Source organism: Luteolibacter sp. Populi (assembly GCF_040801775.1).
Classification (GTDB): domain Bacteria; phylum Verrucomicrobiota; class Verrucomicrobiia; order Verrucomicrobiales; family Akkermansiaceae; genus Haloferula.
Genome location: NZ_CP161812.1, coordinates 6,177,920 through 6,198,224 on the forward strand (window position 1 = coordinate 6,177,920; position 20,305 = coordinate 6,198,224).

The following is a 20,305-nucleotide window of genomic DNA, read 5'->3' on the forward strand; positions in this document are numbered from 1 at the left end:
CCGGTCTTGAGTCTTGAAGTCTTGGGTCTTGCCTCTTTTCCAAAATGAGAACCCCCGGCCCGGAGACGCGCTCCAGACCGGGGGCTCAGCATGTGCGACCTAGCTTGGAAATCAGATCATTCTTCCTCGTCTTCCACGACGCGGTAGAAGCGCCGCGACTCGGTGGCGAAGTCGATCGGGACCTTCAGTCCGATCTGCCCGGGCTCGCCGACGAAACTGGCTTCATCGTCCCACTCGACCAGGTTGTCCGAGGATTGGATGACATAGCTCCGGTCCGGATCCGAGTTCCACACCAAGTCCCAGGTGTTGGTGCCGCCCAAGGTATTCCGGAAGGACTTCACGATGCCGAAGGGCGGCAGGGCTGAAAAGTCGCCGTAGGCCATGTGCCAATCGGTGATCAGGCTGCGCTGGGAATTCCCGCCGGTCCGCCCGGTGAAGCCGATGTAGGCCTTTCCGTTCGCATCCACCGCGCCGATGTCTTCCAAGTCCACCACCGCGTCCTCGATGACCGCCACATCGTTCAGATAAACGTCCAGCAGCGAATCGGTTTCTTCGGTTCCGGGGACGTAGACAATCCGAACGCGGTACGGCGGGCTGCCCGGCGGGCCGGCCAATGTCGGGTAAGCGAGGTCGGGCAGCTTCGGATAAGTGATGCCGGGAACGGTCGAGGCGGAAATGATCCTTACCTCCTGGGTGCCATTCAATACCTGGATGCGCGAGGCATTGGCAGCATCGAAGCCGAAGGTTTTGAACGCGATATTCAGAGCCTTCGAGGACACGCCGGATTCACCCGTGGTAGGAGCCGAGGTTCCTTGCGGGTGGTTTTGGATGACGAAGGCGACCCCGTCGGCGGGAGGAACACCATTCGGCGTGTGAGTCATGCTCAGGCCGAAGGTGGCCTCGAAGCCGCCTGCCACGTTCTGCTTCGTCCGGAACCAGGCCGAGCTGAGCTGGCCGCCGATTTCCGGAGTGATGAAGAGCGAGCCATCCACGATCGAGGCCGGACCCGAGAATGAAAAGTCGTTGGCCGCGTTGCTGAAGTCGGCGTAATTCACCGTCGTGGCAGTCGTGCCTGCGAGGACATTCACCGTGAAAGTTCTCGTGCTGGAGGCCAGATTGCCCGGGGAATTCGCGGTCAGAGTGTAAGTCGTGGAACCGAGAGGCGGCGTGACCGACACCGTGTCGCTCGCCAAAACCGTACCGATCCCTTGGTCGATGGTGACGTTGTCGACAGCCCGCGTCGCCCAGGTCAGCGTCAGCGGCGTGCCTTCGTAAAGGGTCGTGGCATCGCCGGTGAAGAGGTCAATCAGCGGCGACAGGGAAGCACCCGGCAGGGGGATGTTCCTGGAACCTACGAAACGGGCCACCGGGGTCGGATAGTCGAAATCCACGTTCTCGATGATCGTCCAAGCGAGTTGGTCGTTGCTGCCTTCCAGGATCCACTGGAGCGGGTCGCGGTTCGGGTCGTCGTTCGCCGTGTGGAAATAGTAGTGGGTCACGCTATTGTCATCGGCACCCGGCAGGGCTGGATCCCCGAGGTCGAAGATCACCGCCGCATTGTTGCGGTCGAGCCATTTGCCGGCAAGGAGATCGCCGTCGGTCAACTCCGAGGGGATTTCGCCATCGCCGTTGTCAGCGCCGGGGCTGGTCACTTCGGTGACGGCCACCGGATTGGCACCGTTGCGGAAGCCGAATTCGTTGAGCTGGATCAGGCCGGTGGCCAGACCGCTGCGCAGCTTGGTCGCCTTGAAGCGGATGTAGCGGAAGTTCGAGACCCCGCCGATCACCGAGCGCACCCGCGCCGTCGCCGTCGCCGCGACCGGCGTTGGCAAGGCCCGCGAGGCGGAGATGGTGAGCAGGGTGGTGGCGCTATCCGGCGGATCCAACGTGGCCAATCCCGTTTGCGCGACCGCCCCTGGTACCGGAGCGATGGTGGTCCCGTTGGTATCGCCCAAGGCGGTGTCCCATTCCAGCTTCACGCCGTTGACGTCGTCATTGCGGACGATCGCGGCGGTCCCGGCTGCGGTGGTGTTCTGGACCCGGAAGAAATTCACCACCGGTGGCACCGATTCGGGCATCGTGTAGGTCGCCTGATAGGTGTTGTTCGCGATGATCATCGTCTGGTTGGCCCGGTAGTCGATGACCTCCCAAGGGGCGGAAGTACTATTCCTGCCGTAGAGAAACCAGGTCACCGGGGTCCGCGCGTTACCGGCGCTGTCGTTCGCCGTGGCGAAGCTATAGGCATCCACGGTCACCGGTCCGGCAGTGAAGCTGATATCGAGCGGCTGGGTCAGGGCGGCATCGCTGAACCACTTGGTGGTATCCGTGCTCCCGGTCGTCAACGGCTTGCCGTCCAGGGTCCTGTTGGGGCCTTCGTTCGCGTTCGGATCCTGCGCCCCGGATGCGGCGGTCGCGGCCACCGTGTTCACGCCGGTGGTATTGCGGTTGTTGATGTTGAGCAGTACGCCGTTGAACGAAAAGGTAAACTCGCTCAACTGGATCTGGGTAGAACCGTTCTGCATAGCCTTCGGCTCGAAGCGGAAGTACTGGTAGGTTTTGGAAGCGGCGGCGGCCTCGCCTGCCAGCGCTATCACAGCGCAGGCAAGGGGACCGAAAAGACGCCTGTGAGATCCGGGCACGCCGGTACCGTGGGTTTTGGAGTTGGGTTTCATCGTCTTGGAGCCGACGGCGGGAGTCGATCCTCCCACTACCGGGGCGCACTATTATGATCGCCCCGGGCGGTTGCGTTTAGTCGTCACCGAATGATTTTGTGAAAATCTTGCCACGGATCCGCACTTTGCCGACTCGATTTTCGCATTACGGAAATCGAATTGCATGAATGTTCCGGATGTCTGCCCGGCGTCGTTTGGGAGTCCCGGGCAGGTCTACGGCTTCCCGACCGTCACATCCGGCAGGGCTTTCGAGACGGCAAAGGGCCGTCCCTTTTCCCCGGTCCCGGTGGTCAGGTCATACTCCCCGGGGAAGCCGCGCCAGCGGGCCACGCCGTCATCGCCCGTGGTCACGGTCAGCGCGGTGGTCCAGCGGCGGCCGAGCCATTCTTCCAATACCTCGCCGCGCTTGCGGATGGACCAATCGCGGTTCCATGACGCTGCCTCCGGCTTCCAGTGGCGGCCTTCCCAGAAGCCCCACAGGAGAAAGCTGGAGTAGGCGGGATGGCTGAAGCAGGCGATCAGCGCATCCCGGGTGTAATCCGCGGCGAGTTCCTCATCGGCCTGCGTGACGATGTCATACTCGGTCACGGCTTGCCGCGGGACGATCGCGCCGAAGCAGTCGGTGACGGCGAGCAGTTCTTCCGGCGAGGGCAGGAAGCTCTCGTCGAAGTGTGCCTGATTGCCCAGCCCGTCGATCCGGAAGCCGTCGCGCTGCAAGGCTTCGAGGTAAGCGAAGGTCTCATCCGCCTGACGGCCGGGGCGGAAGAGCTGGTCCTCATTCACGAAGAAAGGCAGCGAGGTCCTGCCGCGGGTGAGGGTGTAGGTCTCCCGATCGAGATGCTCCAGTCCGGGGCGTTTGGTGAGAAGCTCGGCCCCGCTCCACGCTACCGGGTGATTGATCACGTCCCACTCGCAGACGCGGTCGCGGGCGAAGTCGATCCGCTCTTTCGCGGTGTCCAGGAAGTGACGCCGGATCGTTTCCGCATCGGTGGTGTCGGCGAGGTTCGGCGGCACTGCGCCCTGCATCAGGTAGTGGCCGCGGACGCTGATCTTCCGCTCCGCCAGCCAGTCGAAGGCACGGTCCAAGCGCTGCTTGTGCTCTTCCTTGCCCGCGGCCCCCGGCTCCCAGCCGAAGTCCTTGAGGTCGTTTTCGAACACCACCTGGCTGAAGAGCCGGTCCACGATCCCGCGGTAGCGGCGCGCGTCATCGCTATCCGCTGTTAGAAGTTCGGCGGTGACCGCGGAGCCGAAGCCGAAGGCGTGGCGGCGCAGCTTCAAGGTGAGCTTGGCATTCGCGAGCGGCTTGCCGCCGGTCCCCATCACGCGGATGCTGAAGTCGGCCTTGCGCTCCCGTTCGATGCGCTCGAGGGCGGCTTTTCGCCATGGCGCATCCGCCTCGCGCCCGGCATAGGTCCGGCGGATGCGCGGGAAGTTACTGGTATCGGTGCCGGCGGGGTAGAGGAAAACGCGGGCCGAGCTGATCTCAACGGTCTGTAGTTTTCCCGCGCAGAGAAAGGTCAAGGCGGCGGCACCTTTCGGAATCGCTTCGGTGATGCGGAAGACGACGGGAAGCTCCTGAAACGCGGCACCGGGTTCCAGCGTGATGGTGTCGGCGGCGGCGGTGTAGGGCGCTCCCGCGAGCTGGAGCTTGGCGACGACCGAGGGCCTGTCCCCGGTCGCGCGCGCTTTCACCAGGGCGAGGACCGTTTCCCCTGGAGCCAGGGCCGGGGCCGGGCAGTCGAGCGTGACCTGAGCGAGATAGCCGCGCGACTCGTCCGGCTTTGAAACCCCGATCTTCCATCCGCCGCCTTCGATCCGGCTGGCGGCGGCATGGGCGGGATCGACGAACACTTTCAGCTCGCCGGATTCGCCCAGTGCCGTGCCTCCGGGCGGGACCGCGATGTCGGCGGCCCGGAGGGTGAAGCCGAAGAGACCTAGAATCCCAAGAACCGTAGCGGCTTTCATCAGGCCCGGAGGATACGGCAGCTCCGGGAAGCCGTGCAAGCGAGGGCCGGGACAGCTACCACAGCCCGCATGGCGACACTACTCCGCCTCCACCACCCGGTAGTAGTGGGCCGTGCCGTGGGCGGCGGGGATGGCTGGGGCGGACCTCGGCGGCGACCCTCGTGACGGTTTCCCGGCGTGGAAGCGGAGCCCGCCGCCTAACGGCGGGTGGAATCATTCACTTTTTTTTCACAGGCATGGTCCCATTTTCGCGACGATAGTCATGGTAAGGATGAGGACATCGTCCCAACCTTGCTGTCATCCGCTTTTACAAAACCACGAACCTATGAATCGAGACGTTGAGTTGGAAATCGCCGATGATCTGGTCAGGGAAGCACGTCTCCTTTTGAAGCGGATCAACCAGTCGGAGGCCGCCCTTTTGGTCGAGCTGCCGGATGGCCAGCGCATGTCGATCGAGATCGCGGTCATGCCACCGGTCGAGCCGGAATCGCAAGGTGCGATGCGCGTGAAGCCGAAGGAAACCCAGCGGATCGTGAAAGATCCCTGAGAAGCGGTGCCTTCCTACAGATCCGTCACGCGGAAGAAACAATTCGGTTCCGCCACGCGGTCGATGGCGATGAACTCCTCATGACTCGGGCCGGTAGCCGCGACCGTGCGAACGTCTGACCAACCGTTGTCCAGGCCGGTGTTCTTCTGGATCTTGTAGGTTTTGCCGGCTTGGGATCTCCAGCGCAGGCGGATGTTGTTTCCCTCGAGTCCGGAACTTTCGAACTCGAGGTCAGGCTTTCCCAGCACGCTGAAGAGGAAGCGGTTCGAGACCTCGGTGTAGGAGTCGTTGGTGAACATGGCGACGAAGTAGTCGCCGGGCGGGAGTTCCGGGAGCTGGAAGGTCACGCTGCCGGCGGTGGCACCCGCGAAGTAGAGATAGGCGGTGAGCACGTCCACGCCGGGGGTCTCGCCTTGCTTGAAGATGCCCATCCAGTCCTTCGGGATTCCGGGACCGCCGGTGAAGTGGACGGTGAAGTCTTGGCCCGCCTCGATGCTCGCGGACTCCATGTTCACCGTGGAGATGAGCTGGCCCACCGAGAAACGCACCCGCTCGGCGATTTCCTGATAGGCGTTGTTCACCATGAAGGCCGCGTAGTAGTAGCCCTTCGGCAGGCTCGCGAAGGTCTTGGTGCCCGAGGCCGTGTTGGCGGTCGTCCATTGCACGGAAGGCGATGCCGGGCCCGGCGTCTGGTCCACGCGGTAGATGCCTAGCCAGTCCTGGGTGCCGCCGGGCGCTCCGGCATAGCCGATCGAAGCGGTCTCGCCTTCGTCGTAGGCGGTCTCTGAAGGCGTGAGCGTCACCTTGTTGCCCACGTAGAAGGGCACGCGCGGGGCCACCTCGGTGTAGAGGTCGTTGGTGAAATAGGCCGCGAACCATTCTCCGACCGGTAGATTGTAGGTGAAGTTGCGGGTGCCGCTGGCACTGGAGCCCGCCACGTACTGCCAGGTGGTGGATCCGGTGGCCGGGCCCGGTGTCTGGCCCTTCTTGTAAATGCCGATCCAATCCTTCGCCAGGCCGGGGCCGTTCTCGTGGGTGACCACGAAGTCCTCGTTCGGCGCGTAGACGCTCTTGACCATGGTGATCTTCGGATTGCCGACGGTGCTGCCCTCGATCTGGAAGCTCAGCGCATCCGACCACGCGGACCACATCGCGTTCGCATCGCGATGGCGGACGCGGGTGTAATAGATGCCATTCGGCAGACCGGAGGAGGCCGTGTAGCGCAGGATATCCACGCTGGCGTGGATGTTCACCGGCTCGTACAGCGGCGCGCCGGTGTCTCCGTAAAGGTTTTCCACGTCGCGGATGCGGTCGTGCTTGAGATTGGTGAATCCGCTATCGGCGGCGATCTGGAACCAAGTGCTGTTGAGCGCCTCGCCGGTGGCGGTCTGGTAGGGCCCGCTGACCAATTCGACCGGCAGTGCGACCGGTGCGGGGAAGGTGTTGGTCAGCACCGGCTTGGCGGGCGCGGCCATGCCAAGGCGGCGGTGGAAGCTATCGATGACGCGGCTGTTGTAGTTCCACCGGGTGGCCGCGGGGAGCTTGACGTTCGCCTCGGCGAAACAGGTGGCGTCCATGGTTTGCGCCGCGAGGTCGAAATCGAGGAGTTGCCAGGCCCAGTGGGCGACGGTCTTCTGCACGTCGTCGAGGTCGAGCTCGGTCGATTGGCCCCAGTATTGGTCCCAGGCGGTGCCGCCGGAGATGATGTGGTAGATCGGCCACTCGCGGGTCTGGCCGCGGGCGTAGAGGTGGTGGTGCGCGCCGATGTTCAGGACATGCTTCGGCGTCTCCGCCAGCATCGGCATGATGTCGCTGCGGAACCAGCTCGAGATGTCGCCCACGTACTGCTCCGCCTGATAGGGACGATGGACGACGCTCACGCAGAGATCGGTGGTGGCGTCGGTTTTGAGCGTATCGACCAGGGACCGCACCCAGCCCTTCTGGGTGGCTCCGGTGTGCTCGCTGCTGGTGTGGATGAAGGCGACGTTGGCGAGCTGGTAGGCGTAGTAGAGCTCGCCTTCCGGACCGGGGATGCCGGCGTAGCTGATGTCATCGTAGCGGAAGATCCGCTTGTAGAGATCCATGCCGGTGTCCTGATAGGTCTCATGGTTGCCGACCGTGGTCATGATCGGCAGGTTCGGTGAGATCAGGCCGCATTGCTTGAAGTGCAGGTTGCGGTAGTGGTTGAGCGTGCCGACATCAACCTGGTCGCCGGGCATCAGGATGAAGTCGATGACTTCCTCGATCGGCAGGCCGTAGGTGGACTCGATCTTGGCCTTGCAGCAGGCGATGAGTTTCTCGTAGCGGTTTTCGTTGATGATCTGGTTATCGCCCATGACCAGCACGCGCAGGCGGCCGGTCTTGGTGCCGGCGGGAACGGGGGTGCGGAAGCGGAAGACATCGGAGACGGTGCTGCCATTGCGGACCCGGTAGTAATAGTAGCTGGCGGGGGAGAGGCCGGTGATGCGGCCGGCGTGGTAGTGGTAGCCGGTGCCGAGCACATCGAGCGCGGCGGCCACGGTATTCGTCAGGCTACCCGGAGCGGTGCCCCATTCGATGGCCCCGGTCGGCGAGTTGTCGGAGAACCACGAGACCCACATCGAGTCCGGCCGCGGCGTCTGGAGGTAGGGGCGGATGCCTGCGGGGATGCCGGTGTAGCCTTCCGGCAGCGCCAGGCTTTTGCGAGAGGTGAGGCCCAAGGTGCCGAGGGCGGAGAGGCGCAGGAATGACGAACGGTTCATGGGTGCAATTTTGAAAGCGGGAGACGGGCGGACTTATTGGGGTGAAACTTCCGAGTCATAGACCCGGTAGAATCTCCGTCCTGGCGCGGGCGCGGGAAGCTCCTCGGTGAAGGTGGTGGTGCCGTCACCCGTGGAAGGAATGTCGATCCCGACATGATCCCATGCGGTCTCAGGATCTCCCTCCAGGGTGTCCGAGGCGTAGACGTCGTATTCGCGGCCGGCGAGGGAGCCCCAGGTCAGGGTGATGGAGTTGCCCGTCCGCTGCAGCGATTGGACCTGGAACGGAATGTCAACCGGCGGAGTGACCACCGTGAAGGGAATCGGCCCCTGTTCGACGATGTAGTCTTCGTCAACGAAGAGGACCGCGTAGTAGTTTCCTGCTGGCAGGGTGAAGTTCATCGAGCCGGCGGGATGATTGCCGCCCGCGGTTTTGGTTCCATTGAGGTAGTTCCACTGCAGGGAAAGAATGGTCTCCGGGATGGCCGTGGCGGTGTAGATGCCGACCCATGAGTCGGGATTCCCGGTCGTCCCGGACCAGTTGGCAGTGGTGACTTCTCCTGTCGTGAACTCGGATTTGTTCAGCGAGAAGGCGACCGTGTTGCCTGTCGCGCGGAGGACCCGCAGCGTGGCGGTATCGCTACCGTTGTTCTGGTCAAGGGTGAAGAAGGTGGAGGCATTGGTCAGCGTGAAGATCCGCGAGCCGATCCCGCTGGACTCGTCGGTATCCGCGCTGACGTCATGATTGGTGGTGCCATCGGAGATCTTCACCGGGAAACCCGGCGGATAGACCTGCCAATCGAGAGTGACTTGATAGCCGTCCCCGGCGGTGGCAAGGGTAGCACTGGAAGTGAAGTTCACCACGGTGCCGCCGGAGATGGTCAGCTGCTTGCTGCTGCCGCCGTTCGCCGTGAGGGTGTAAGTGGTGGTGACCGTGGGATTGACGGAGATCGAGCCTTCGCCGGTGGTCGCGTTGGTGTTGGACGTCACGGCGACCGGGCCGCTGCCGTTGTCGAGGGTCAGGGTGCTGATCACCGAGGGATTCACCACGCGCCAGGATAGGGCGATCGGTTGGCCGATGAACTCGGAGTCGGTGATGAAGTAGTCCACCGCGGCGATCAGATCGTCGGTCACGGTGAGCGCGACGTTGTCCATCATCCCGAAGTAATCGTTGGTGGCGGGAGAGCCGGAAGCCAGGGTGTAGACCGTGGATGCGTCACCGCCGAGCTGGATGCCGATCGTTTGACCGGCGAACTCGGGCGGAGCCGTGAACGAAAGGGTCGCCGTGGTCAGGCCGGTGCTGCCGGAATTCACGGTGATGATGTGATCGTTCGGGATGGCGCCGCCATTCGCGACCGACTGGGAGGCGAACTCATCGGAGAACCACTGGTCCTTCGCCACGACCAAGCCGTCGGCGGTCAGGGCCAAGCTCCACATCCGGCTATCGCCCGCTTTGTAAGTGGTGGCACCGAACAGATCGACCTTCAACTGGTAGGTGGCACCCGCCACGAAGGTGCTGCCCGGGCCGGTGAGATCCTGGCGGATCGGGCCTTCAATGGTAGTGCCAAAGGTGTTGTTGGTCGGGAAGGTGCCGCCGAAGTAAGAGGCGGTCCATTGGAAGCCGCCTTCCGCCCCGCCGCGGATCGAGCCGCCATTGGAGTTCCATGAGTCGGCCAGAACGCCGGTGGCAGTATCGAAGCCGGGATTGAGGACCGGCAGGTTGGTCGTGCCCGCGAAGGCGCTCAACGCGAAGCCCGTGAAACCGATGGAGGCAAGTCGGAGCCAACTTGAGAATGGATTTTTCATGATCATAGGAAGGACGGGAGCCTGACAAGAGAGGGAGCCGCAAGCTTCCCCACGCCCCGCATCATGCGGCCGCTTGCCGCGGACGGTGAACGGGCAATTTCGGCGGAAGCGGGGGGAGTATCGGCAGGGCTTGCGGTCCCGCTTGCCATGGCGGCAGGGGATTCGTTTCCATGCGGCATGTCCGGCCCTTCCGTCATCCGCCGCAGCGTCGCGATCCGCCATCCGGTGTGGTCGTCCTCCGGCCCGCAGGTGACGGCGGGGGTGGTGGATTTCATGCGTGGGGACGAGTCCTGGCGGCTGGTGACGGAGAACCGCTCCTACGGCGAGATGGAGGCGGTGCAGATCGACCAGGACTGGCATGGCGACGGGTTGATCCTCTTCCGCGCTTCCGAAGAGGAGCTGGCGGCCTACCGGCGGCGCGGGCAGGCGGTGGTCTTGCTCAGCACCGAGGGACCGGATGCGGGCTACCCGCGGGTGGTGCCGGACAATGCGCGGATCGGGGCGCTGGCGGCGGAGCACTTGATCGAGTGCGCGGTGCCGCACTTCGCTTTCCTGGCGCGCGGGGAGACCTTTTATCGCGAAGCCCAGTTCGCGTCCGGGCTGCGCCGCTACGCGCGGGAGCGGTTGGCGGGATTCCGGGCGAAGCTGGGGGAGTATGCGCTGGAACCGGCGGTGCACTATTTGAAGGGCCGGCCGCTGTGGAAGGCGCAGACCTGGCGCGAGGTGGAGACCGAGGTGATGGCCTTTCTCGACCAACTGCCGAAGCCCTGCGGACTCTTCGTGGTGGACGATTCGCTGGGCGCGGTGGCCCTGCGTGCGGCGGACCGGCTGGGGATCCGGGTGCCAGGCGAACTGGCGGTGATCGGTTTCGGCGATGACTCGGCGTATTGCTTCGCGACCTTCCCGGCGCTCAGCAGCATCGCCTATCCCGGCCGCGAGGTCGGCCGGGAAGCCGCCGCGCTGCTATGGCGGCAGATGAACGGCGAGACGTTGCCAGCCGGGCGCACCGAGATCCCGGTGCAGACGGTGGTGTCGCGGGAGTCGAGCGATACGCTGGCGATCGCCGATCCCGGGATCCGCGAACTGGTCCGGCACATCCGGCTGCGAGCGCCGCACGAGGCACTGCTCGTGGCCGAACTGGAGGATCTCACGCCGCTCTCGATGACCACGATCAAGACCCGCTTCGCCGCGCTGCTCGGGCACGGGCCGAAGCAGGAAATCCAGCGGGTGCGGGTGCGGCACCTGCAGCACCTGTTAGGCGATCCGGCGCTGGGCCTCACGGAGATCTCGCGGCGGATGCAATTCGGGTCCGCGCACGAACTGAGCCGCTTCTTCCTGGCGGAGACCGGCGAGCGGCCGAGCGAATTCCGCAAGCGGCTGGCGGATGCGGTTTCGCACGACGTCCGGCGGGCGGTGATCTTCGACATGGACGGCACGCTCTTTGACACCGAGCCGCTCTACTTCGAGGCCTTTCGCGAGGCGTTCGCGCGGCAGGGCGGGGAGCTGGGCCGCGAGGAATATTTCCGGGAGCTGATGGGTGCGGCGAACGAGACCATCGAGCGCTATCTCGCAGACAAGGCACCGGACGGATTCGATGCGAAGCGCTTCAGCGGGGATTGGCGGGGTGCCTGGAAGTCGATCATGGGCCGCCAACCGCTCCAGCCGCTGCCGGGCGTGAGCGACCTGTTGGAGCGGCTCTGCGAACAGGGCATTCCCGTGGCGCTCGCGAGTTCCAGCGACCGCGCGGATATCGAGCTATGCCTGGAAGCCTCCGGTCTCGCCGGATATTTTCCGGTGCGGGCAGCGGGCGATGAGGTGGCGGAGGGCAAGCCGTCTCCGGAGATCTACCTGCTCGCCTGCCGCCGGCTCGGGGTGGACCCGGCGAACTGCCTGGCGATCGAGGATAGCAAGCGCGGGATCGCCGCCGCTCTGGCCGCGGGCATGGCGGTGGTCTGGGTGACGGATTCGCCCGATGCTGCGGACGCAGGGGTGCGGAAAACAAAAACCCTCGCCGGGATCGGCGAGGGCGATTGGCAGGAGATCCTGAGCGGCGGGCGGGAACTCAGAGTTCCTTGATCCGGATATTCCGCCAGCGGACCTTGCAGGATTTGCCGGAGTGCACTTGAAGGGCGAAGAAGCCCTCGGGCGTGAATTCCTTGCCTTCGTCCTCGTAGTCCACGCGCTCCTTGCCATTGAGCCAGATCTGGATGTGCTTGCCCTTGCAGACGATGCGGACCTCGTTCCACTCGGTCCACTTGGTGATTTCCTGGCCCTGCTTGGTGAAATCGGCCTGGGCCTTCTTGTCCGCCTCGGTGTCCTTATCGCCTTTCTTGGGTTCGAGCCAGCCGCGGCGGGCCTCGTCGTAGAGACCGGCGGTCCAGGCACGGGCCTTGCCGTTGTCGTGCTCGCACTGGTAGCCGTGCACGCGACCGTCCTTGCCCTCTTTCTGGAGGCCGCGGAACATCATCCCGGAGTTGCCGGTGAGGTCGTCGAACTTCATTTCGAAGCGGAAGTCGAAGTCCTTGTAGGTCTTGTCGGTGCGCAGGAAGGTATTCGACTTCACGTTCTCGCCGAAGCCGACGATGTCCTTGCCCTCGATCTTGAACTCGCCGTTGCCGTTGACGCGGGTCCAGCCGGCGAGGTCCTTGCCATTGAAGAGATCGGTGAATCCTTCCTCGGCCCGGGCAAGGGGAGCGGCGAGAAGCAGGGAGGTGAATAGAATGCGGATGTTCATGGATTTGTCAGACAACTTTTGCGGGTTGCCGCGGGAGCGCAAGCAAGAATGTGGAGACGGAAGGGATGCCGGGGAACCTTTCATGAAGGGCAAGATTCGGTCCCGCGGGGTGCTTGGATCGATCGTTCCGGAGCGCCCAGGGAGATTCTTCCTGAATTCAATGCCTCTTCCGATCCATAAGCCCCCTTACCCCCATGCGGCTTTCAAAGAAGCAGCGTGAGGAATGAGGGGGCATCGCCCAGGACCGTATTGACCGCCCGGTCCATCTTTTAAAGGCGGAGTGTAATCCGTCCGTGCTGTTGCAATGGTGCCGGAGCTTGGAACCACCCGGGAGCCGCAGAAAAGGGCCGCCGGACCGGAGGGGCTAGAGAGCCCGTCGGGACTTCCAAGGATTAGCAGAAAACGGGGTTTTCGTCAATCGGATGGAGCCGTCGCAAAACGAGGGTGACCGCGGCGGGGAGGGAGGTGTGCTTCGGGTTTGCGGACCACGCGAATCCCCGTAACTTCCTTTCCCGTCTACCTTTTCCTTGCGGCATCCGATCATCCTGCTAGCTTGCGCGGCAATTGCTGGGAAAAGGCATGGTAGGCCATCTTGACTATCCCGTCCTCGTCCTCAACCGGTTTTGGCAACCGGTGCAAACCTGCTCCGTCAGACGCGCCTTGAAGCTTTTGTTTCTCGGGCACGCGCAGGTGGTGCAGACCGAGGGAGACGATCGATTCCGGACTCACGACTTGGGCTCGTGGGTCGAACACTCGTCGCGAGAAATCGTCGAGGAAATGATCCACACCGTGCGCCTGGCGATGCGGGTGCCGAAGATCATCGTGCTGGCGATTTACGAGAAGCTGCCGCGGATGGAGGTGCGCTTCACCCGCCGGAATGTCTTCCTGCGGGACAAGCACACCTGCCAGTACTGCGCGAAGATCTTCAGCGAGGCGGAGCTCAATCTCGATCACGTGATGCCGCGCGACAAGGGCGGGCGGACGACATGGGAGAACATCGTAACCTCCTGCATCCGCTGCAACACGCGCAAGGCGAACAAGCTGCCGCACGAGGCGAACATGCACCCGCTGCGCAAGCCCGCCGCGCCGCGCTGGCGGCCGATGTTCGGACTGCGGGAGAACGCGCACTCGGACGAAAGCTGGACGCACTTCATTGATCCGGATCCGTCGGGGGTGAGGCTATCGGCGTGAGGAAGTTCCAAGTAAGAAGGACCAAGTGCCAAAAACAGCCCTTGGTTGCCGGACCTGTCCGGTGGTCACTGCTTTTTTGGAACTTGGTCCTTCTTACTTGGAACTTTCGTCTTCCCTAGTGTCGGCTCAATCCCGCCGGGAAGATCACGTTCAGGATCAGGGTCAGGAAGAAGTTCACGATCAGGATCGCCAGGGCGGAATAGACCATCGCGCGGGTCGTGCTGCGGCCGACGCCGACCGCGCCGTCGGTGGCCTGCATGCCTTGGTGGCAGGAGATGCAGACGATGAGGACGCCGAAGACGAGGCCCTTGATCAGGGCGATCAGGATGTCGCTGAAGTCGGTGTATTTGCCCATCTGGTCCATCCAGTAGGCGGGATTCACATTGAAGGGGCCGGTGCCGACGGCGACCGAGGCGAGGATGCCGAGCGCGGCGGATTCGCCGATCAGCAGGGGCATCGCGATCAGCATGGCGAGCAGGCGCGGGCTGACCAGATAGTCCACCGGATGGACGCCCATCGAGCGCAGGGCATCGACTTGCTCGGTGACACGCATGGTGCCGATCTCCGCGGCCATCGCCGCGCCGACCCGGCCAGCCAGCATGAGAGCGGTGATCGAGGGGCCAAGCTCGCGGAGCATCGCCACGCTGACCAGGGCACCCGCGGCGGTTTCCATGTTCAGGGCGCTGAATTGGAAGAGCGACTGCGCCGCCAGCACCGCGCCGGTGAAGGCCCCGGTAACCATGACCACCGGTTGGGAGCGGTAGCCGATCTCCACGACCTGCTGCATCACCATTCCCCAGCGGATCTTCCCCTTGATCAGCGAAACGGCGATTTCCCCAATAAGGATCGCGACCTCCCCGAGATACTCGAGGAAGCCTGTGACCATGCCGCCGATGAACCGGAAAAACCCCACGCGCGGGAGGCTAGGGGCTTGGCTGCGACTTGGCTAGTGCGACCGGAATCCCAAATGCAGGGGAAAAGTTAGAATGTCTTTCCGGCGGTGCCAAGTTTCGCGCATTTTCGCGTCATTTCATGACCAATCGGCCGTCCAGAAGCTGCTGGGCACGGTCATTTTCCGAAATGTCGAAACGCGTTCCATTCATGTGCAATTTGCCGCAAATGCCCCGCGTAGAGCCGGGACCATGAGCAACGACGACAAGGCGGCGGTAGAAAAGCTCCACGCGACCTACGGCCAGATGAAGGCGGAGCTGGGCCGGGTCATCGTCGGTCAGGACGCCGTGGTGGAGCAGGCGCTGATGGCAATCTTCTGCCGTGGCCATGCCTTGTTGGTGGGGGTTCCCGGCTTGGCCAAGACCCTTCTCGTCTCGACCCTCTCCAAAGCCCTCGACCTCGGCTTCAAGCGGATCCAGTTCACCCCGGACCTGATGCCCGCGGACATCACCGGGACGGACGTGCTGGAAGTCGATCCGGAGACCGGGCGCCGCGGCTTCCGCTTCGTCCACGGGCCGATTTTCTCCAACCTCGTGCTGGCGGACGAGATCAACCGGACCCCGCCCAAGACCCAGGCCGCGCTGTTGGAAGCGATGCAGGAACACCACGTGACGGTGGGCGAGCACACGCTGCATCTACCGAATCCCTTCTTCGTGCTGGCCACGCAGAACCCGATCGAGCAGGAGGGCACCTACCCCTTGCCGGAAGCACAGCTCGACCGCTTCCTCTTCAATATCCTGGTGGATTACCCGAGCGAGGAGGAGGAGCGGGAGATCATCCGCCGGGTGACCAGCCCCACCGAGGCCAAGATCACGCCGCTGATGAACGCGGAGGAGATCATCCATCTCCAGCAGGTCGTGAAGCGCGTGCCGGTGGGCGATCACGTCATCGACTTCGCCGCCAAGCTGGCTCGCGGGACGCGGCCGAAGGATGCCTCCGCGCCGGACTTCGTGAAGGAAATGGTAAGCTGGGGCGCGGGTCCGCGAGCGGGCATCAGCCTGATTTCCGCGGCCAAGGCCCACGCCGTGCTGCGCGGGAGATTCCACGCCACCACCAGCGACGTGGCGGCCGTGGCCACCCCGGTGCTGCGTCACCGCGTGATCACCACTTTCAATGCCGAAGCCGCCGGTGTGACCAGCGACGAGGTGATCAAGCGCTTGGTGAAGCATCTCGCCCCGCGCGAAGAATTGGTGGTCTAACAAAGCGTCCCTTCGACCGATGTCCGCCGATTCCCTCAAACTCCCCGAATGCATGCGGCTCCTTCCCCCGGAGACGATGGGGGTGCTGCGCCGCCTCGAATGGTATGCGCGCCGCCGCATGCAGGGCACCCTGACCGGCAGGCACAGTTCGCCGGACAAGGGCTTCTCGGTGGAGTTCGCGGAGCACCGCGAATACGTCCCGGGTGACGATCCGAAGGATCTCGACTGGCGGGTGATGGCAAAGAGCGATCGCAACGTGATCCGCCAGTACATCGAGGAGACCAACCTCCGCGCCACGCTGGCGATCGATGTCTCGGGCTCGATGAAATACACCGGGGATTCCGCCGCGAAGGTGGGCGACATCCCGCTCTCGAAGCTGGAGTATGCGAAGCACCTCGCTGCGGCGCTTGCCTACCTCTTCGTCAAGCAGGGCGATGGCGCGGGTCTGGTGACCTTTGACAAGGGCGTGCGCAACTTCATCCGCTCCGGCAGCCGGCCGAGCCAGGTGCGGCGCATCCTGGAAGAACTCCACGGCGTTGAGGCGGGCGCGGATACCGATGTCGGCGGCGTGCTGCACGGCGTGGCCGAGCGGATTCCGAAGCGCGGCCTGGTGATTCTGATCAGCGACCTTTTCGACGATCCCGCGAAGATCATCGAGGCTTTCCACCACTTCGATTACCGGCAGCACGAACTGGTGGTCTTCCACCTGTTAGCCGAGGAAGAGCTGACCTTTCCCTTCAAGAACTTCCAGCGCTTCCGCGATCTGGAAGGGGTGGAGAAGATGCTGCGGATCGATCCCCAGGCGGTGCGCGCGGCCTACTTGGAGAAGGTGCGCGAGTTCGTGAAGCGGATCGATGCCGCCTGCGGCAAGCTGCGCGCCGACTATGTGGCCGTGAATACCAAAACCCCGCTGCGGGACACCCTGCTGCGCTATCTGGGAGGTCGCAAGTAGATGCTGTTTCTCAATCCATGGTTGCTGGCGGGACTGGCCGGGGTGGGCATTCCGATCATCATCCACCTCGTCCGGCGGCAGGCTGCGAAGCCGATCGATTGGGGCGCGATGCGCTTCCTTTTCGACACGGTGGCGATGCGGCGGCGCAAGATGGAGTGGGAGGACCTGCTGCTGATGGCGGCGCGTTGCCTGCTGTTAGGCCTGATCGCGCTGGCACTGGCGCGGCCCTTCATCCCGCCGGACTCGACGGTGCCGTGGCTCTTCGTGCTGCCGGCGGCGCTGCTGGGGATTGCTTTGTTAGGCGGGTCCTTTGTTCTGGCGGGGAAAGCGCGCTGGATCCTGCGGATCTGCGCGGTGTTGCTTTTGCTCGGTGGGACGGCGCTGGTGCTGATGGAGAGGATGCTCAACCTGAAGCGCTTCGAGGCCAGCGGCCGGCGTGACGTGGCGCTGGTGATCGATGCTTCCGCCTCGATGGAACTCTCCAGCGACGGACGAACGGTCTTCTCCCGGGCGGTGGATGAGGCGAAGCAACTGGTGAAGGAAGCGCCGCGTGGCACGGCATTTCTCGTCATTCTCGGCGGACCGGCACCCGAGGCGAAGACCGCCGCACCCTTGACCCATCGCGCCGACGTGCTGGGCGTCCTCGATGGCCTGAAGCCGGTCGGCGGCAGCTTCCGTGCCCACGAGGCCTTGGGCATGGCGACCCTCGGCCTGGCGGAGGGGACGAATGCCAGCAAGGAGATCATCGTTTTCACGGATGCGCAGCGCGGTGGCTGGCGCTTCGACAATCCGAATGCCTGGGACGGCCTTGAGCAGGCGTGGAAGTCGATGCCCTCGAAGCCGAAGCTGATCTTGCGCGATTTCGGCGTGCCCGCGGGGCTGCGCAATGTCTCGCTGGCGACGCTGGATACCTCCCGCCGCGTGGTCGGCACCGACCGCGAGGTCGCGCTGCGCGTGACGGTGGAGAATACCGGCACCGAGGCGGTCACGCCCGGCCCGGTGATGCTGGAAATCGACGGCAGCAAGGTCGGCGAGAAGCCGGTGGGCCTGCTGGTCGCGGGGCAGAAGGAGACCGTGGAATTCCGCCACCGCTTTGCCAAGCCGGGGCCGCGGGTGATTGCAGCGCGCATGGATGCGAATGACGATCTGGCCGCCGACGACAAGGCGGAGCGGGTGGTGAATGTCCGCGGGACGCTGCCGGTGCTATTGGTCGACGGTAACCCGGCGGGCTCTTTCTTCGAACGTGCGGCGGGTTATTCGGCGATGGCTCTCGCGCCCTCGCCGGATCTCCGGCGGGGCAAGAAGGTGGGTGATTCTTATCTGATGGATCCCGAGGTGGTGCCTGCGCCTGAACTGACCGATGAAGATCTCGATGGCCGCGCGGTGGTGGTGCTGGCCGATGTCCCGCGCTTGCCGGAGCGCCTCGCGGCGAAGCTGGCCGGTCAGGTGGCGGACGGGACCGGCCTCTTGGTGATTGCGGGTCCGCGCACGGATCCGGCGTTCTTCAACAATTGGAAGGCTTCCGACGGACCGCTGCTGCCGATGCCGGTCGGCGAGATGGCGGTGGAGGCGGAGGGTATTTCTCCCGCCCCCTCGACCTTCCTCCATGAGTCGGTCGCGCTGTTCAAGGACGAGAAGAACTCCGACCTCGCCTCGGCGCGGGTGCGGCAGTGGCGGAAGACCGGCGAACCGACCGGGGGCGTGCAGGCCGCGGCCTATCTCAATGGCGACACTTTCCTGGCGGCGAAGAACTACGGTAGCGGTCGTAGTTTGCTGGCGACCTGCGCCTTCGACGCGCGATCGGGAAATCTCCCGGCGCTGCGTTCCTTCGTCCCGCTCATGCACGAACTGGTGGCATGGACGGCGGGCAATGGCGTGGAGCTGAATCTGGACCCGGCATGGAGTCCCTCGGTGGCCCTGCAGGGGACCAGCGGCGGGCTGACGGGCACCTACTACGCGAACCAGGAGTGGCGCGGCCGTCCGGCGCTGGTGCGGGTGGATGCGGGAATCGATTTCAAGTGGGGCAACGACAAGCCCGCCAAACGGCTGCCGCAGGACCGCTTCTCCATCGAATGGCGCGGTCAACTCGTCCCGCCCTTCACCGGCGAGTATGTTTTCTCCGCGGATGTGGACGATGCGATCGAGATCCAACTGGGCGACAAGGCAGCGATGAAAGCCGACTATGGCAATGAGGAACTTGGCCGGGCACAGTTGGAGGCGAACCGGCCGGTGCCCTTTCTGGCGAAGTATCGCGAGGACGGGGGAGAGGCCAAGGTAAGGCTCTTCTGGAACTTGCCCGGCGGCGACAAGCAGGTCATCCCCGGCTACGCCTTCCTGCCAGCTCGCGAGGAGGCTGGCGAGCCCATGCGTGTGACCGATCCCATGGGCTTCCCCCGCGAGGCCCGGGTCCGCCCGGCCCGCCGTGGCCGCGAACTCGCGATCGGTGGTCCGTCGGTGCCCGGTGTCTATCAGGTCAGCGCGGACGAGGAATTGCGCGAGAGCTTGGAGCTCCCCGAGGGGGCGAGCCTGCCCGTCGCCGTCATCCGGGATCCCGCGGAGAGTCGTTTCGAGGCGCGCAATGAGGAGGACCTCGCGCTGATCCGCAAGCACGCGGACCTGCTGCAGCCGGCGTCGGTCGAGGACATCCTCGGCGTGCTTCAGGGCAAAGGCTTCGGCCGGGAGATCTGGAAGCTGCTGGCGGTCGCCGGGTTCGTCCTGTTCTTGTTAGAGAGCTTCCTCGCACGCTGGGTTTCGCGCTCCCGCCAGATGGCGGAGAACGTGCGGGTGAGTTTCGGGGATGAAGCGGTATGGGGAGGGGGTGGGCGATGAGCACCCTGCTTCGAGAAGCCGGCTATCCCGGCGGATTCATAGGACTACCAGATGCCGGGCCGCTGCCTTCAGAACGGGCTGTAGCTGAATTCCCTTGTCGAATGTCACCAGACGTCCGTCGTTTTCCACGCAAAGGGCCAAGAGATACAGATCGGTCAGATGCCGGGAGGTCAGTATTTTGTCGTGATCGAATACAAGAGGGTCGCAGCCTTGAATCGAGTCATGCCAAAAGCGATGATCGGGTGCTTGCGTTGCCTGTTGCAAACGCCTGGCCGCGTCCCGAATCGGAATTCTTCCGGAGTAGGCCGACTGTGAAAGGATGCGAATGCAAGCGTTCTGTGTCAGGGCACAGGTTGCCCATCCCGCAGCTCTTTCAGCGGTCATCCATTGTTGCGCGCGCGCGTTGTGGATATGGTCCGGGTCGAACAATGCGATCAAGACATTCGCATCAAGCAGCGCGATCATGTGTCTTCCGTTTCTTCAATGAGCTTGCGGACAAATTCGACGGTCACGATCTCGCCTCGGGAAGGAAGCTGCTCGAAGCCATTCAGGATCGTGGGGGGTGTTCCGCCGGAACCAGTCGAGGTCAGTGCCTTCCTCGCCAAATCGGAGATGACTTGACCGGTGGTTCGCTTGGATCCAGCAGAAATTTCCTTCGCCGCCTCCAAAACGTCGGAGTCGATGTCCAGGGTGGTTCTCATGGAAGGATCTTACTGCATCT

General features: G+C 63.9%; 15 protein-coding genes. 6 read left to right on the forward strand and 9 right to left on the reverse strand.

The window, feature by feature from the left end; translation table 11 throughout:
• Window positions 1-116 precede the first annotated feature (116 nt).
• A complete protein-coding gene (locus tag ABWK72_RS25040) occupies window positions 117-2,594 on the reverse strand; it encodes a hypothetical protein (RefSeq protein ID WP_367872311.1) in 2,478 nt (825 codons plus the stop codon).
• A 291-nt stretch (window positions 2,595-2,885) separates the two neighbouring features.
• Window positions 2,886-4,637 carry an endo-1,4-beta-xylanase gene (locus ABWK72_RS25045; protein ID WP_367872312.1) on the reverse strand — a complete coding sequence of 584 codons (1,752 nt, stop codon included), beginning with the start codon at window positions 4,635-4,637 and terminating at the stop codon, window positions 2,886-2,888.
• 325 nt (window positions 4,638-4,962) lie between these two features.
• Here ABWK72_RS25045 and ABWK72_RS25050 point away from each other — a divergent pair, with 325 nt between their 5' ends.
• On the forward strand, window positions 4,963-5,184 hold the full coding sequence (locus ABWK72_RS25050) for a hypothetical protein (RefSeq protein ID WP_367872313.1): 222 nt from the start codon (window positions 4,963-4,965) through the stop codon (window positions 5,182-5,184).
• 14 nt (window positions 5,185-5,198) lie between these two features.
• Here ABWK72_RS25050 and ABWK72_RS25055 read toward each other — a convergent pair whose 3' ends face one another.
• Window positions 5,199-7,925, reverse strand: a complete 2,727-nt coding sequence (locus tag ABWK72_RS25055) for a fibronectin type III domain-containing protein (RefSeq protein WP_367872314.1) — start codon at window positions 7,923-7,925, stop codon at window positions 5,199-5,201.
• A 33-nt stretch (window positions 7,926-7,958) separates the two neighbouring features.
• Window positions 7,959-9,728, reverse strand: coding sequence for a hypothetical protein (locus tag ABWK72_RS25060; protein ID WP_367872315.1), 1,770 nt, complete (start codon window positions 9,726-9,728; stop codon window positions 7,959-7,961).
• Between the two features lie 177 nt (window positions 9,729-9,905).
• Here ABWK72_RS25060 and ABWK72_RS25065 point away from each other — a divergent pair, with 177 nt between their 5' ends.
• A complete protein-coding gene (locus ABWK72_RS25065; RefSeq protein WP_367872316.1) occupies window positions 9,906-11,804 on the forward strand; it encodes an HAD-IA family hydrolase in 1,899 nt (632 codons plus the stop codon).
• Here the strand turns inward: ABWK72_RS25065 and ABWK72_RS25070 are convergent.
• Together ABWK72_RS25070 and ABWK72_RS25075 are read right to left on the reverse strand one after the other, a co-directional pair.
• On the reverse strand, window positions 11,791-12,462 hold the full coding sequence (locus ABWK72_RS25070) for a DUF1080 domain-containing protein (RefSeq protein WP_367872317.1): 672 nt from the start codon (window positions 12,460-12,462) through the stop codon (window positions 11,791-11,793). The two genes, ABWK72_RS25065 and ABWK72_RS25070, sit on opposite strands and share 14 nt — an antisense overlap.
• A gap of 540 nt (window positions 12,463-13,002) precedes the next feature.
• Window positions 13,003-13,248 (reverse strand): hypothetical protein, encoded by a 246-nt coding sequence (locus ABWK72_RS25075; protein ID WP_367872318.1) that lies wholly within the window; start codon window positions 13,246-13,248, stop codon window positions 13,003-13,005.
• Here ABWK72_RS25075 and ABWK72_RS25080 point away from each other — a divergent pair.
• Window positions 13,240-13,653 carry an HNH endonuclease gene (locus tag ABWK72_RS25080; RefSeq protein ID WP_367872319.1) on the forward strand — a complete coding sequence of 138 codons (414 nt, stop codon included), beginning with the start codon at window positions 13,240-13,242 and terminating at the stop codon, window positions 13,651-13,653. The two genes, ABWK72_RS25075 and ABWK72_RS25080, sit on opposite strands and share 9 nt — an antisense overlap.
• A 115-nt stretch (window positions 13,654-13,768) precedes the next feature.
• Here the strand turns inward: ABWK72_RS25080 and ABWK72_RS25085 are convergent, their stop codons facing one another.
• Window positions 13,769-14,539, reverse strand: coding sequence for an MlaE family ABC transporter permease (locus ABWK72_RS25085; RefSeq protein ID WP_367872320.1), 771 nt, complete (start codon window positions 14,537-14,539; stop codon window positions 13,769-13,771).
• Between the two features lie 256 nt (window positions 14,540-14,795).
• On the opposite strand from ABWK72_RS25085, the gene ABWK72_RS25090 reads away from it, so the two are divergent.
• Genes ABWK72_RS25090 through ABWK72_RS25100 form a run of 3 tightly spaced genes read left to right on the forward strand, consistent with a single transcriptional unit; the run spans window position 14,796 to window position 19,584 of the window.
• A complete protein-coding gene (locus tag ABWK72_RS25090) occupies window positions 14,796-15,803 on the forward strand; it encodes an AAA family ATPase (RefSeq protein ID WP_367872321.1) in 1,008 nt (335 codons plus the stop codon).
• Between the two features lie 52 nt (window positions 15,804-15,855).
• Complete coding sequence (locus tag ABWK72_RS25095) at window positions 15,856-16,755, forward strand: DUF58 domain-containing protein (protein WP_367872322.1); 900 nt, start codon at window positions 15,856-15,858, stop codon at window positions 16,753-16,755.
• Window positions 16,756-19,584 carry a PA14 domain-containing protein gene (locus tag ABWK72_RS25100; protein WP_367872323.1) on the forward strand — a complete coding sequence of 943 codons (2,829 nt, stop codon included), beginning with the start codon at window positions 16,756-16,758 and terminating at the stop codon, window positions 19,582-19,584.
• A 36-nt stretch (window positions 19,585-19,620) separates the two neighbouring features.
• Here ABWK72_RS25100 and ABWK72_RS25105 read toward each other — a convergent pair whose 3' ends face one another.
• Complete coding sequence (locus ABWK72_RS25105; protein WP_367872324.1) at window positions 19,621-20,049, reverse strand: TA system VapC family ribonuclease toxin; 429 nt, start codon at window positions 20,047-20,049, stop codon at window positions 19,621-19,623.
• Window positions 20,046-20,285: a hypothetical protein gene (locus ABWK72_RS25110; RefSeq protein WP_367872325.1), complete on the reverse strand. Its 240-nt coding sequence runs from the start codon at window positions 20,283-20,285 to the stop codon at window positions 20,046-20,048. The genes ABWK72_RS25105 and ABWK72_RS25110 overlap by 4 nt, the downstream gene beginning before the upstream one ends.
• Between the last annotated feature and the right edge of the window lie 20 nt (window positions 20,286-20,305).